8 protein-coding genes and 1 tRNA gene are annotated in these 15612 nt (G+C 40.9%); 1 reads left to right on the top strand and 8 read right to left on the bottom strand.

Annotated features, from left to right (window positions below; all coding sequences use genetic code 11):
* Nucleotides 1-334: 334 nt before the first annotated feature.
* Both F7734_RS34685 and F7734_RS64140 read right to left on the bottom strand, forming a co-directional pair.
* Nucleotides 335-3235 carry a methyl-accepting chemotaxis protein gene (locus F7734_RS34685; protein ID WP_155749060.1) on the bottom strand — a complete coding sequence of 967 codons (2901 nt, stop codon included), beginning with the start codon at nucleotides 3233-3235 and terminating at the stop codon, nucleotides 335-337.
* A gap of 519 nt (nucleotides 3236-3754) precedes the next feature.
* A complete protein-coding gene (locus tag F7734_RS64140) occupies nucleotides 3755-5590 on the bottom strand; it encodes a hypothetical protein (protein ID WP_155749059.1) in 1836 nt (611 codons plus the stop codon).
* Nucleotides 5591-5843: 253 nt separating this feature from the next.
* On the opposite strand from F7734_RS64140, the gene F7734_RS34675 reads away from it, so the two are divergent.
* Entirely contained in the window at nucleotides 5844-6107 is a 264-nt protein-coding gene (locus F7734_RS34675) for a hypothetical protein (protein ID WP_155749058.1), read from the top strand.
* A 268-nt stretch (nucleotides 6108-6375) separates the two neighbouring features.
* Here F7734_RS34675 and F7734_RS34670 read toward each other — a convergent pair whose 3' ends face one another.
* The 6 genes from F7734_RS34670 to F7734_RS34645 form a co-directional block, all read right to left on the bottom strand.
* Nucleotides 6376-9444, bottom strand: a complete 3069-nt coding sequence (locus F7734_RS34670) for a hybrid sensor histidine kinase/response regulator (RefSeq protein WP_155749057.1) — start codon at nucleotides 9442-9444, stop codon at nucleotides 6376-6378.
* Nucleotides 9445-9606: 162 nt separating this feature from the next.
* A complete protein-coding gene (locus F7734_RS34665) occupies nucleotides 9607-12435 on the bottom strand; it encodes a methyl-accepting chemotaxis protein (RefSeq protein ID WP_155749056.1) in 2829 nt (942 codons plus the stop codon).
* A 61-nt stretch (nucleotides 12436-12496) separates the two neighbouring features.
* The gene (locus tag F7734_RS34660; RefSeq protein WP_155749055.1) at nucleotides 12497-12994 is read right to left on the bottom strand and encodes a chemotaxis protein CheW; all 498 of its coding nucleotides are present in this window, start codon (nucleotides 12992-12994) and stop codon (nucleotides 12497-12499) included.
* Nucleotides 12995-12999: 5 nt separating this feature from the next.
* Complete coding sequence (locus F7734_RS34655; RefSeq protein WP_166482334.1) at nucleotides 13000-13377, bottom strand: response regulator; 378 nt, start codon at nucleotides 13375-13377, stop codon at nucleotides 13000-13002.
* Nucleotides 13378-13422: 45 nt separating this feature from the next.
* Nucleotides 13423-14502: a response regulator gene (locus F7734_RS34650; RefSeq protein ID WP_155749054.1), complete on the bottom strand. Its 1080-nt coding sequence runs from the start codon at nucleotides 14500-14502 to the stop codon at nucleotides 13423-13425.
* A gap of 833 nt (nucleotides 14503-15335) precedes the next feature.
* Nucleotides 15336-15417: transfer RNA gene (locus tag F7734_RS34645), tRNA-Leu, on the bottom strand.
* Nucleotides 15418-15612 lie beyond the last annotated feature (195 nt).

The following is a 15612-nucleotide window of genomic DNA, read 5'->3' as shown; positions in this document are numbered from 1 at the left end:
CTTAAAAAGATTCAGACTACCATTGTATAATATCCTAGAGTATCTTCAGCCAAAATTCTAGCTAAACTAATATTATGTCCGGTAGTATAACCATTATAAAAGTTTCTTAATTTCTTAGCGCCTTTGCGTCTTTGCGTGAGTTTGGCGAGCGCTCCAATAATTACTTGGATAAGAATTTTGGTTGTTCGGGATCGCCGTGGAGAAACTCAACAAATGCTTGTAAATGTTGGGTTTCGTTCCTCAACCCAACCTACCTATTTTTGTATTTTTACGCAAAACCTACGCATTATTGGGGATCGCCCAATGCCCAATGCCCAATGCCCAATGCCCCAATTCACTTCACCTGAAATGTCCCAACAACTTGCTGTAACTCTTTAGCAATCTGTAGAGTTTGAGCAAAAGAGTTGGAAACTTGACTTGAAGAATCACTTGTACGCTGCGAGGTGGCTGCAATTGCTTTCATCAATTGACTCACAACTTGTGATGTGTTTACCTGGGAGGCTGTGGCTTCAGAAATTGATCGCACTAACAAATCGATTTGCCGAGAAATGTCTAGAATTTGGTTGAGATTTTGCTTGGCATCGTCTACAATTCGCGTACCATCCATAACTTGAGTTGTTCCTAACTCCATTGCTTGAACAACTTCTGTTGTTTCAAGTTGAATACTCTCAACTATCTGTTCAATTTCTCTGGTGGCTACCACAGTCTGGGCTGCTAATTCTCCTACTTCCTCAGCGACAATGACAAAACCCTGAGCTTCTTCACCCGCACGTGATGCTTCTATCCCCGCATTGATAGCAATCAGATTGGTTTGGGTGGAAATTTGGTTAATCAAAGCGACTACACGGGAAATATGTTGTGTTGACTCTCCCAATCTCCTGACTTTTTTAGAAGTGTCGCTGACTGTCTCGCGCAAACGCAGCATTTGCTGCACTGTCATATCCATCGCCCGCCCGCTTTTTGTCACGGTATGAGCAGCATTATGAGCAACTGTGGATGCTTGTTCGGCGCTTGCTGCAACTGCTTGAATTGATAGAGTCATGTTATCAACTGCATCAAGAGTGCGGTGAATTTCTGTTGCTTGAGCAAGGGCTTCTTCAGCTAGATGACGCACTGCTCCTTCATTTGAGCCGATCGCCTGATTCACTTGCAATGCTGATTCTTGGACTTTCATCACAATATCTCGCAGACTTTCAACAATGGAGTTGAAAAAGTCAGCCACAGTACCAATTTCTCCAACTGTCACTTCAGCACGTACTGTTAAGTCTCCACGAGCTGCACTTTCAATATTATCTATAAGCTCTGAGAGTTGAGCGTGCAGAGAGTCCTTGTATTGCTGTTCTTCGGGGGAAGCTATAGCGACACCACGTTCTACTTGTTGAACAAGTTGTGCTTGCTCTAAAGCATAACCAGCTTGAACTGCAACTTGTCTTAATAAGTCAATTTCTACAACTTGCCAGTGGCGGGGAGCCGAGCATTGATGAGCGACTAACAAACCGTATAGTTGCTTGTTCACATATATGGGTGATATGAGATATGCTTTCACACCTAATACTGCTAGTTGCTCCAAGCAAGACGGGCTTAAAGAGACTTGTTGAATATTATCAACTGCTTTGACACGTCCTATTTCGTATTCTTTAAAGTCTTCTTGAATTTGGTAAGGTTTAACAACAGTTGTTCCTATTGCTGCTGAGAAAGAATCACTGACACACTCCGCAACAATCTTACCTTGCAACTTCTCATCTAACTGGTAAAAAACAACTCTATCTGCTTGTATGGCTTCTTTGGTTGTTGAGACTAATGTCTTCAAGACTTTTTCAGGATTTAAGGTTTCTCTAATACAAGATATGATATTGTTGAGGTAAAATTCTAACTTTGCTTGATTTTCTCGGCATTGGTTTTGTTCTGCAAGGCTGTCTGCCATTGAGTTAAAACTCATAGCTAATTGCCCGATTTCATCAGTCGCAAAAACGTGCGATCGCGTCGAGGATTGACCGTCTGTAAATTTTTGTGCTGTTTGTTGCAGGTTTTTGATTGGTCTGATAATTGTCCGTTCAACAATCAATGTCCAAAGAGAAATCAGCAGCAATCCAATAAAAATCGTCAGAGCTTGTCCCTGCCAACCATTTCTTAATAAATCATTGAAAGCCGTTTCTGAAGTACCTCTAACCAAAACAGCCACAGGCTCTTCCCCAGGAACGATTTGATTGCCATCTACCCCTTCAATCATTTTATTAGGAATAGCTTTGGCTGCTATTGCATAAGTTTTGTTGCCCAAAACCAGGCGTTGAGTGACTGTTTTTCCTATAGAATTCTTGGTGGCTGTATTGAGTAAAGATAAAGCTTGTTTGGGTAGGGGAAGATTTTGTTTGGAACGTTCTGAGTCATCCTGATATAAAGATGTTGCTAGAGCGAACTCTCCATTAAGCGTGCGGAAATAAACAGCACTATAGCCACCTCCAATAGTTTCTACAGTCTTTTTGGCGATCGCATCTTTGCCACTCAAAATTTCTCCGGAAACTAAAGCACCAACGACTGTTTGTGTTTTTTCCTCTTTAACAGGTGTAACCGTATAACGAATGAGAGTATCTTCCTGTTTAAAACCCTCTGGTAAAGAAAGTGACTCTTGACTCAATTCCGCCCATGTAATAACACTATTTGCTGTTATTTGTTGAGATTTTTCTATAGCCTCACTGACTAGATTGTTGGGATTAAAAATCTCCCCTTGACGGTTATTGTTAGCATTGGCGATAATCTTGAAATCTCTACCCACTAGAGTCGCATACTCTATTTTTCTATTGCGGGCTGCCTCTTCAAGAATTTTTTTAGCATTCTCTTGTAAACTTGGACTTAAAGACTTGCCATTATATGCGATCGCAGCATAAATTATTGTAGAATTGATTGCTTTTTCTCGAAATACAGAACCGATTTGATTGGCTTGTGAGTCATAATTTACATTTGTAGCAGTCAATTCCGACTTAGCTTGTTCCAATAATTGAGTTTGCAGCCCTTGATTAATAATTAATATACTGCCAACACCTATACCTATAACAGAGACCAATTCACAAGTAATCAGACCAATAAATTGTTTGCTACTAATAGGGAGGTTATAAAAACGTTGTATTAAAGATGTTTTGTTTTTTTGCCTATCTACTTTAACAATTTGAGATTTTTTGGTACGCAATCTAGATTGAGAACCTTGCAAGCCGGAAATATTCACTTTATTATTAAGCATAAACAAAACACCCCGATTTGGTAAATGCCAGAAAAAAATGTGTTTTCTTCACAGGATAAACCTTACCTAACCAAATACAAATTATTGCAATAAATCGTGAAGACCTTGTGAAGATAAAACTGTATTTATTGCTGCTATCAATTTACAATATCTTTACAATATTAACTGTAAATAACGCGATCTTCGCCACGTTAAAATTACGGAAAAAGTAGTAAGATACTTTTTGCTTGTATCAGTATTTACACAGTTGTGTTTTGAAAATTATTTAATGATTTAAGTAACTTATACAGTTTTTATATGAAGATGCATACAAAGAACCCCACCGCCTACGGCAACCTCCCCTTGGTAAGGCTACAGTGGTGTACACAAGTCGAAATTACCCCACCCTAACCCTCCCCTTGTAAAGGGGAGGGAACAAGAAATCTAGTTTCCCCCCTTTATAAGGGGGGATTAAGGGGGGTAATTAGCAACATTAGGTTGGGTTAAATGGTGGCAAAACTCAACCTACATATTGGATCGTCATAATCCCAATTCACCCATTGCTTTCCATAAATTACGCCGTCGCTGATGCTCTGTTTTCCATTGAGCCAGCAAAGCTCCATAAGCTTGTGGATTTAACTCCTTAAGTGCAGCCATCCACTGAGCATGATTTGTGTAATCTGATTTTTGAGCGTTTTCAGGTTTGGGCACAAAGTTGTGTAACTGTGCTGTCCAAAAAACCATCACTTGTTCCCACAAATCCTTTGAGGTATAGTCTTGCAAATACCCTTGTCTGGATGCTTCGTCAGCAGTAGATAATTCGTTGGGTCGAATCACGACTTGGTAAAAGTTGGGATAAGGCTTTCGATCTGTTTGATGTATCTCTGTCAAATCTTTTGTCAGTAATCGCAGTATGTAATATGCTTCACTTAATTGTCTTCTGTCTTTAAGCAAACTTTCCAACCACTCCGAAATTTCCTCTTGAAACCAAGTAGCTCCTTTTTTGGAAGAAGCAATACTATTGATTAGCCAGTGCAGCCACCAAGTTTCGACAGTTTTAACTCCTCCAAATAATCTAAAAGATTGGGATTGGCGTCTGGTACGACGAGCGATGTAATCTCTCCAAGATTGAAACAAAGCTTGACGAGTTGGGTTGGAAACAGGAACTTCTGCAAAGGCTTTAAACATAACTGACCAATCATATCGATGTTCAAAAGCAATTCGCTGAATTTCCAAAGCGTTCATTCGTTCAGTTTGACCCAATCCTTGAGCGGTTTGTTGATAATAACGGAGTAACATTTTTTCGCTCTCTGCACCCTCATTTGTTGTATAACAGTCACCATTCTCGGTGAACAACAATGATGTTTCAGGTGACCAAGAGCGATCTTCTTGCTTGAATTTTAGTAATGCATTCAGCGTTTCTTCAATAACGGTCAAGCTTTCTATATAATCTTGTTTAGCTAACAAGTCTTCAATCACCAACAGACCGTTTTGCCATTTCTGAGGAATGGTTGTTCGGAGGTTTTCCAAATATTGTTCTGGCTTGTACTGATGGACAAGGTTTATATAGACTTGATACCAATGGGAATGAATATTATCTAAAGTTCCTTGCCACAAAGGTGTTGTTCTATCAGCAGTTAGTCCAGCAAAAATACACTGTTTTTGGGGATCGGATAATTTTGTAAAGAAATCGATTATGGCACTTCTTTCCAGACTAACCAGTGTAAATCGATTTTCCCATTGCCGAATTTGCAGGGCAAAATCAAAACCATCCTTACCCTCATCCTGAATTGTTAGCCACTCCCACTCTAAAAAACAAGCGGTTAGATGCTTTTCCAATTCAAACCCCTCAATATGCATCCACTCAGGTATACCATTTGAGATCTCGCTCTCTGCTTCCAAAAGGGCTGAAGCAAAGTCATTGTCAGGAGTAAATCCATGCTTGAAGGCTGTGTGAATTAGAGGTTGCATTTGTGCAGCAACTTGTTCTAAGTCTTCCACCAGAGTGTAAGTGTCAAAGTAAGGCTGTTCCCAACTCGCTTCTTGTTCTATGTACCTTCCTTCTTCTTCTGCAGCTTCGTATATAATCTCGTTCCATTCTTGCCAAAGCTGAGACCAAGTTTGAGCTAATTTAGCTAGCGAAACTGGTTGTTCTTCAGTGACTTCAGTTTGTATATCTGTTTGTGATGGAGTTAAGATTTGCTGCACCGTTTCTTGAGTGTTCGCTTGAAGTTGGGCTAGAACTTGACTGAGTGTTTCATTTGATAAAACTGCAAACAATACATCAAGTAGCTGCGAAATTTCTTGCTCTGTCAGCGCAGCAAGAATGCGATCGCCGACACTACCAGAAGAATTGCCCTGCTCCTGTTTTGACATTGGCGATCGCACTCCTGTTGTATTGTTAATTGCTATCCATAGCTTACTTTAAAAAGGTCTCGTTCAGTGTCAAAAATAGTTTGCGCTTGAATGCGCTTATCCCAGATAAGTTTTGCGGTTTTTATCGCAGGAGATTAGTCAATCTGGATCGAGGCGTGGATCTAGCAAGCGTATTACAAGGGGTAGAGAGGTTTGTATGAACTTAAGTGACCGATGATTTGCTATTTTTAATGAAATGGCAAGAGGTTAAGGTATGCGAAGCATCAAGGTACGTTCTCACGTGGGCGCGGACGGAACGCTACATCTCAATATTCCGTTAGGACTGAGCAATCGGGATGTAGAGGTTATGGTTATCTATCAGCCTTTAGAGACGGAAAGTCAAACTAAAACACCGCAAGAATTAGGGTGGACACCTGGTTTCTTTGAGAACACATTTGGTGCTTGGGAAGGAGAACCTTTAGTTCGAGAACCTCAAGGAGAACCGCAGGAAAGGAACTGGGATGATTTATTTGCTTGATACTAACACTTGTATTGGATATATTAACCGTCGAATGTTGGGTTTCGTTCCTCAACCCAACCTACGTATTTTCGCATTTTTAGTAAGAAAAAAGCCTGCATATGCAGGCTCTACAAAAGGGAGTTAATAAACGAAAACTTGCTAACAAAATCAAAAATATTCGACCTTATTGCTAACTTCTTTATCTACAGAATAACTAATTCCCAAAATAAATCATTATCAGCGTCCATCTGCTACAGGCTGCGGTTCATAAATAAATTTATAAATCTCATTTAGCAGCCCCTGCAAACGGAAAAATAATATCATCTAAAGTCCTCAACAACTCTTGTTCGTTGTAAGGCTTAGAAAAATAAGCTCGCGCACCCAACTGCATAGCTAATTGACGATGTTTATCACTACTGCGAGAAGTCAGCATCGCAATGGGTATATCCTTAAAGTCAGTATTTGATTTCACGCGACCCAAAAATCCATAACCGTCAATGCGAGGCATTTCAATATCACAAATCACAGCTTGAACCTTTAAACCACTTTGAAGTTTTTCCAAAGCGTCTTGACCATCTTTAGCTTGTTCGACTTGATACCCTCCCTTCTCTAACGTCAAGGCTAAAAAGCGCCGCACGTTAATTGAGTCATCCACAATCAAAATAGTGCCTTTATGATTTCCTGGAAGCGCTGCTTGTTTTTCCTCTGCTGGTGTTAAGAAAACCGTCTTTAATTTAGAGGATGGAAGCTGAGTGGTTCTGGGTAAGCGCTCATTAGTCGCAATCCAATAAAGCATCTCATTGGCATTGACTAACGGTACAACGCGACCATCACCTAAAATTGTACAGTTACTAAAACCACTTGGTAAAGCAATATTTCCTTCTACCCGACGGATAGCAACTTCTTGCTCGCCCCAACACCGATCCACTTGCACTGCGACGGGCTGATTTCCTTGGCTAACAATAATAACGCTGGATGCATTAATTGCTGGCGGAGTCTCTAGGGTGGGATTGTCATAACGGGGACAATTAAACTCTAAGTGACGACCCAAACGAACCAACGGAAGCATGGTACCCTGCCAATTGAGGACTTCGCTTGTCGCCATTGGGAAGACGTGCTCTTCGTTAAGCAGAAATATCTCGGAAACCACATCTGTGGGGAATGCCAAGAGCATGCGATTGCTTTCCACAAGCAACACTCGTGCAACTGAAAGTGTAAATGGTACGGAGAGGGTGAATGTAGTCCCAATCCCTACCTTTGTATCAACTTTGACATCGCCTCGGATTTGCTTGAGGTTGTTACGCACAACATCCATACCAACACCACGCCCAGATAGAGCTGTCACCTGGTCAGAAGTGCTAAATCCTGGCTCAAAAATGAGCGATAGGAGTTCTTCGTCTGTTGCTTGTGCCAATAAAGTCGGTTCCAATCCCATCTCGATCGCACGAGTCCGGATTTTCTCTAAGGAAATCCCACGCCCATCATCTCGAAGCGTAATAATAGTACGATTGCCCTGATGGGTTGCTTTAATTTCTATCAACCCTTGTTCGTTCTTACCAGAAGCACGACGTGTTGTTGGATCTTCAATCCCATGGTCAAAGGCATTTCGAACTAAGTGCATCAAAGGTTCATTCAAAGCCTCTAGAATGCTTCTTTCAATTAAAGTACTTGCACCTTCAATTTTCAACTGTACGTTTTTGCCGTATTCTACGCACAAGTCGCGCAAGGCTCTAGGAAAGCGATCGACAATGTCAGAAAGCGGGCGCATTCTGATTTGCGTGAGCTTTCTTTGCAGTTGCTTGGATGTTTTGGTGAGTTTGCGGGCAAATTGATCTGTATCGTCAATGCTGAGTTGAATGTCAGTTGTGACTTCTTGCACTTGAACGATGGTTTCCATCACTTCTTGGGACAGCAAGTTGAGTTCGTTGTAGCTGTCCATTTCTAAAGAATCAAATTCCCCGTCCACTCCATTTGCTCCATCACCATTCTCTAAAACTGGGGGTGGAAGTTCTTCTGGTGGTTCGGCTGGTGCTAGTGCTGGAAATGGAGTTCCAGATGGCACTACACTTTGAGTCGCTATTTTGTCGTAAGCTGTCCGGAGTTGTTGGTTTTCTCTTTCCAAAACTTGGACTCGTTGGTTCAAATTGCGAATGAGTTTGCGTAACCTTTCAAGTTGCAAATTCATCCCATTGCGCTGAATAATCAGTTCTCCAAATAGATCGTTAATTTGCTCGAGTTGTCTGCTGGGAACTCGGACTGTATTTTCTGGAGTTTCGCTCTTATGGCTAGCCGCAGTTTGCTCGGCTTTGCGATTATAACTTGGTGTAGGAATTTCTCTAGAAGATACTGTAGCTGGCTCTGGTTCTGGTTCTTCAACTTGAGCGTTGCTTTCTTCAGCAAAAGCTGCTTCCAAGGCTTCAAAATCGGCTGCAATGATTTCTCGATCCAGCCAGGATTCTTCTGTCTCTTCTGGTTCTGTAACTCGTGCTTCTATAAATTCTGGTTTTACTTCGGGAATTGGGGCTGGTTCTACTTCCTGCAGTACTGTTGGAGTGTGGTCTAATGCTTCAAAAGATACCTCTTCTATATGTAATTTTACTGGTAAACTCTCTAGTTGATTTGTCAGTACTAAAGCTTGCGATCGCCGCCATGCTTCCAATGCTGAGCGAGCAACTGTTTCCACAAAGGAAGGTTCTGCAGCTTCTATATAACTTGCAATTGACATACATAACTGAGAAAAAGCTGACAGTTGGAGCATTTCACCCAACCCACCCAACTCAGCTGCCATAATAGCCACTTCTTCCTTCAGACAAGGCTGTTCGCCATCTGCCAGTACTGCTTCAAGGCGCTGCAAACACCCTTCCACTTCCGTTTCAAACAGTAAAGGTACGATATCTTGCCCATCTTCTGGCGACAGCATAGTTGCTGCATCTTCAGGAGTCGGATCGCCCAAGCGTTGATGCAACTCATCAAAAACTGGGTAACAAAAAGTACTCAACCACTGCTCGTCTACTTCCCCGCCTTCCGATAGCAATTCCACTATCTGACGCAGCCAGTCTACGGCTGCTAGCAGTAAACTTTGCAACTCAGTATCTATTTCTAAAGAATTTTTCCTAGTTTTTAAAACTTTAAATGAATCTTCTAAACGGTGAGCCAGATCGCTGAGAGAGCGAAATCCCATCATACCAGCACCACCTTTTATAGAATGGGCGGCTCTCAGTGCAGCATTAATTTTTTCTGGAGAAATGCGATTGCTGGGGTTAATCTCCAGCAATACCCCTTCCAAGGTATTGAGGTAATCATTCGCTTCCTCCAGAAATTGCATCTGGATTTCTAATTCTTTGTCTTGTGACATACGGCTAATAGCTAATGGCTAATTGCTAGTGGCTAATGGCTAATGGCTAATGACTAATGGCTAATGGCTAATGGCTAATGGCTGATGGCTGATAACTAATGTTTAATTAATTGTCTGGCAATTAGCAATTAGCTATTAGCAATTAGCTATTAGCAATTAACATTAATCTACTTTGAAGGTACCAACAGTTGCTTGCAATTGTTGCGAAATCTCCACAGTTTGTTGCAGGGACTCCGAAACTTGACGTGAAGAATCACTGGTGCGTTGCGAGGAGGAGGCAATTTCTCTCATCAACTGACTGACTGTTTGTGATGTTTCCACTTGAGAGGCTGTTGCTTGAGAAATTGACTGCACCAGCAAATCGATTTGCCGCGAAATATCTAAGATTTGAGTTAGATTTTGCTTGGCGTCTTCGACAATGCGTGTACCTTCTACAACCTGGGTTGTTCCCAGTTCCATCGCCTGCACCACTTCCGTTGTTTCGCGTTGAATATTTTCAACAATTTGTTCTATTTCTTTTGTCGCCGCCGCACTCCGGGCTGCTAATTCTCCTACCTCCTCAGCTACAACTGCAAAGCCCTGTCCTTCTTCTCCCGCTCGCGCCGCTTCTATACCGGCGTTGATGGCAAGTAAGTTGGTTTGCATGGAAATCTGATTGATCAAAGCTACCACACGGGATATTTGTTGTGTTGATTCTCCCAATCGCTTCACTTTCTTGGCTGTTTCCCCCACAGTTTCGCGCAGGTGCAAAATGTTTTGTACTGTCATATCCATTGCGATCCCGCTCTTTTTCGCCGTGTTCGCAGCCGTGTTGGCAACTACGGCTGCTTGCTGGGCGCTTGCTGCCACTGCTTGAATTGAGTGGGTCATGTTATCAACAGCATCAAGGGAGCGGTTGATTTCTGAAGCTTGGGCGAGTGCTTCTTCTGCAAGGTGACGAATCGAACCTTCGTTTTCACCAATAGCTTGGTTAACTTGGATGGCAGCTTGTTTAACTTGGGTAACAATATCCCGCAAGCTTTCCACAATGGAGTTAAAGAAGTCAGCAACTGTACCAATTTCTCCGGCTGTCACTTCCGCACGTACTGTTAAATCTCCACTTGCTGCTCCTTCTACTTCGCTTAAAAGTTCTAGGAGTTGCATTTGCAAAGCTTCTTTTTGCCGACGCTCATCCTCTGAGGATTTTTCGGCAATGGATCTTGCTTTTTCTACTTCTTGTAGAAGTAAGGCTTGCTCTAAGGCATAGCCTACTTGAATGGCAATTTGCTTAAATAATTCAATTTCTGATTGCAGCCAAATACGGGGGCTATCACAATGATGGGCAATCATCAAAGCAATCAGTTGTCCGTCACTAATAATTGGTGCGACTAAATTTGCTTTGACAGCAAATTTTTCCAACATCTTAATGTAGCATTGAGCGTTACTGAGATTTGGGTCTTGATATATGTTGGATATTGCTCGAATCCTACCATCTTTATATGTTTCTATATGGCGTTCTCTAAAACAGGGATCGTCTATTTGTACGCCTAACATTCTTGGCAAACCAGCAGTTACCGACTCAGCAACAACATCTCCATCAAGGGTTTCTGGATTGAAATGATAAATCAGAACTCGATCCGTTTTGATTGCCTGACGAACTTCTCTCACTGCTGTTTTGTAAATATCCTCCATGTTGAGGCTTCTACGGGTTCGCAGGGTAATTTCTGCTAGTGATTTTGCTCTTTCTGTATCCTGTTCTTGTTGTTTAACCAATGTTTGTAACTGGGCTGCCATTTGGTTGATATTGGCGTTTAAAACACCTAATTCGTCTTCTGACTCTACCTCCAAACGGGTTCCTAAATCTCCTTGTCCGAGTTTGGCAACTGCGTCTGTTGCTTTTACAATTGGTTCTGTAATTTTTTTCGCCAATAAGACTGCGATCGCGCCTACAATGAGTGCTGCCAATCCCATTCCCAAGATAATTGTCAAACCCAATTGTCTTTGAGGTGCAAATGCAATTCCCGCATCTGTTGTCAGAAGGGCTTGCCATTTCAGATCTGGCAATCCTTCTTGGATTTTGGATGTGTAACTGACGAGTTGTTCTTTCCCTTCAAGTTTATTAACTGTAGTAAAAGTATCTTCTTTGCTTATTGTTTGACGTTGACTTATACCTGGAAAATCTGCTTTAACATCTCTACCTATATAAGTTTTTTCCATCGGCAAAAATAATTTTCCCGATTCATCACTTAAATAGTATTTATGCCCTACTCCATAATTTTTCAGGAGATCGTCTAGAGATTTTACGGGCATACTGGCTATGACTACTGATGAAAATTTCCCCGTGGTAGAATCCTTAATTGGCGTTGCAATAATAATGTTACCATTCCCCGTCTCTTTTGAGACTTCAGGCTGACTGATATAAGTGCTGCCTTTGTCCTTAACTGCTTCAAGGAATTCTTTGTTATTTTGATTGGTTATAGAAGCTTTTTGAGTTTGTGCGATCGCATCCCCATTTAGATTAAAGATCGAAATGCTGTCATAGACTTTATAACTTTCTATATATTTGTCTAATAAAACTTGTTTTTCTTTTGGAGATAGAGAATCCCTGAGTTTAGGATTTGTGAGAATTGGCATAGTTGATAAGACTTGCATATCAGTATACCGCTCTAACATAAAGCGGTTTACTTTATCTGCCATATCGTTGACTTCTAGTTGTTGCGTTTGGGCAACTTTACTACCTGTTGCCAAGCTAGCAACATGATAAGCTAATGAGCCAACCGCTAATACTGGGAGTGTTCCAATTGCGAGGGCAAGTAATGTAGCTTTAGTTCCCAAATTCAACCGCTTAAACGGTGCTGATAACCGACTTAGGCTAGAATCAACAGTTAACTCAGTATTTCGATCTCTATCGAGTTCTTCAAAATTGCTATCTTTAATTTTTGAAGAATTATTGGCTACTCCATTTCTTTCAGCATCTAGGCTATCTTTAGCATCATTAGTTTTATTAAACATAGCAAATTCTCCTGAGGTGGTGAATAAACATACTTAAAACAGTTTTTCTTAGTAGTACACCCTAATCACTGCGGAGAATAGAAGATTGCACAATAGCCTGTGCATCTAATACAAGTAGTATTTCTTTTTGTTGAACAACACACCCGCGTAAATAGGGAATCAAACTGGATGCCACTTGTCCTACAGGAGAGCGTATATCATCCGGCATAAACTTAGTTGTACCTTGTATTTCTTGTACAACTAAGCCCAACAGTAATGAATCTACCCGAATAATAATTACGTTATATTGTCGCAATCGATTGTCAAGATATTCTAGATTAAACATTCTTGGCAAATCGATAGCCCAAACTATCCGGCTGCGCCAATTCATCAATCCCAATACGCATCCCGGCATATTGGGCATTGATGTTATGGCTTCAATTGGCACTATAATTGCTTCTTGCGTGTGCCTCATTGGCAACACGGCGGATGTTTGTCTGTTTAACTGAAACTTGAGATAACCATCTCCCAAGTTGTTTTGACTAACTTTTGTTGAAAGAGTAATTTTAGAACTATTCATTAGAATTAAATCGCCACAGATTTAATAGCCCGGAGGAGCTGTTCGCGAGTGTAAGGTTTTGTTACATAAGCATCAGCTCCTTGTCTCATTGCCCACAATCGGTCAATCTCCTGGTTTTTAGAACTACATATCACGATTGGTACCGTTTGTGTCATCGGATTTTTTTTCAAGGAACGACACAATTCAAAACCACTCATTCCCGGCATCACAACATCTGTCACGATCACATCCGGGTTGTGTAATTGGGCTTTTTCCAAAGCTTCTTTTGCGCCAGCTGCTTTAATAACGTTGTAACCACTTTCTTTGAGATAATGGCTCATCAGCTCCAATTCACTGGGAGAATCTTCAACAATCAAAATTGTGCCTAACAAAGTAATACTCACTCCTCAATCTCCTGAATCAATGACTAAATTTATCTTGCTTGTTACTTAACTACCAATGTGTTTAAACACCATTTTTAGCAAGTCTGATTGGGAAAAAGGCTTTGTCAAGTACCCCGATGCTCTGACCATTTTTGCTTTAGCTCGGTCTATAAATCCCGTTCTACCAGTCACCATAATGATTGGAGTATTTTTAAAAGCCGAATGCCTTCGCAACAAAGAGCATAGCTCGTAACCATCCAAGTTAGGCATTTCAACATCTAGTAAAATAATGTCCGGCTTGCTGCGAAGTATTTGCATGAGCGCTTTTACTGGATCGTTAATCGTCACCACTGAAAATGCGCTTTCATCTAAAAAGTGTTTGATCGAATTTAATACCGTTGGGCTGTCGTCAATACAAGCGACAGTGTACGTGTTTTTATTACTTGGTTGTTGGTATTTACTACTATTGAGATGAGAATTTTCAAAATTGTTTGTGTTTTGCAATTGTTCTCCCAATTTTAGTTGAGAGGATGATGGCTGAACTTGGGGTTGTGAAACAGGTGTTGAATAGTAGGCTGTGGTATGAACTGGTGCTGTAACCGCCGTTGGGGAATTTTGTCGATTGCGAAGTTGCTTTTGACAGTGTTCCACAAGCAATCGCAAATCCAATCGGCAGAATCTAGGCATTTGGTTCAAGGGAGATTCACCATTAAATTCGTAGTTCCCTTGTTTGATGGCAAGAAATGCCTCAAGCACTTCCTTAGCCATTTCATCAATCAATATGGCTGCTTGAGGAGGAGTTATGTATTCCTCATTGACTAACCAGCAAATAGCTTGATAATCTGGTACGGGCATGGATTGATTGTCACCATTTGCTTCAAATATCAGCCGTACCTGCATCATAAGTGTACTGTTAAGCGTCGGAATTTGCTGACTTAAGCGCGAAGTATGCTCTTCAAGTCGGTCAAACATTTTATCTGAGGACGCATAAATCAGTTTACCGTCTTCTAGATAAATTGACCAAGACACCGACTCTGTGAATACTTGTAAGCAGCCTGTAGCACGCCGACTGGTTAGTTGTGCTAATAGAGATAGCGGGTGTAGTTTCTGGAAAAACTTGTAGCTACCTATAGGAGTTGTGCTCATGAGTGCTGTTTTTGGCTAAATTCAATTAGGTGTGAGCTTATTTGTTGCAGAGTTTCTCCACAAGTCAATAGAATTTGCTAGAATCTTTGTTGCAAAGAATACAAAGTTTTGACTTTGAGGCTTTCAGGAAACTCAGTGGTAGCACCCTTCTTTTAAGATGAAAAATCTCAGTTAACCTGTAAATTGCCATGAAACTTACTAATGATACTGAGATTAGCAGACATTTCTACACGGCAAGTAAAAAAAGTGTAAAGACTGGATGAAATCACCTACCTAAATAGAACTTGTGTGACAGCAACCGAGATAATACTGTACGTGAGTGACTTTGATTTGCAAGAGCGAACCTGCTATTTTGAGTACTTATCTTTCAGTATAGTACGGTTTCTGACGACAGGATAAAGTCTCAGGTGACATTTACCGTGCCTTCAGTAGTTTTACTTGCAGAACGTGTAAATCTAACATTAAAATGCCCTCACCGTAGAATAGTGCCACTGTCTGTTATATACCCTCTCTGGTACATTTGCCAGCTATATTATTAACTGCACGAATGAAAATCATGGAGTTGAAGTTTATACGAAACAAAATTTAACAGTATAAATGTCAAAAAACTTCCGGATAACTTTTATTTAACATCTCAGGGTATCAAATTGTTTTTAAAACAAAACTCTATCATTACGCGTAGAAGACCTACCTTTCTTTGAGTGAAGAAAGTTAGAAGACAAAGGGCAGAGGGCGATTTGTTTTTTTATACAAAAGCGAGTCTCAAACCCTCAATGCAGTAGCACTGCCCACCAATCTCAAATGGCAGGCAGTGCTTACCCTACTCCTTATTATGCGGATGAAAGGACTTGAACCTTCACACCTTACGGTACTAGAACCTAAATCTAGCGCGTCTGCCAATTCCGCCACATCCGCATTAGTATCTCATGTTATCACAAGAAATTATTTGTGGCAATAATGTTATGGTTAGTTGTTGGTTGTTAGTTGTTGGTTGTTAACCACTAACCACTAACCACTAACCACTAACCACTAACCACTAACAACATCCCACTAACAACAAACAAACTAGAAACAAGAAAATAGAAGATAGATATTAAAGAAAATTAAAAA

This window comes from Scytonema sp. UIC 10036 (assembly GCF_009725235.1).
Note: the sequence above shows the minus strand (reverse complement) of the source record. Positions and strands in the feature narration are given on the sequence as shown.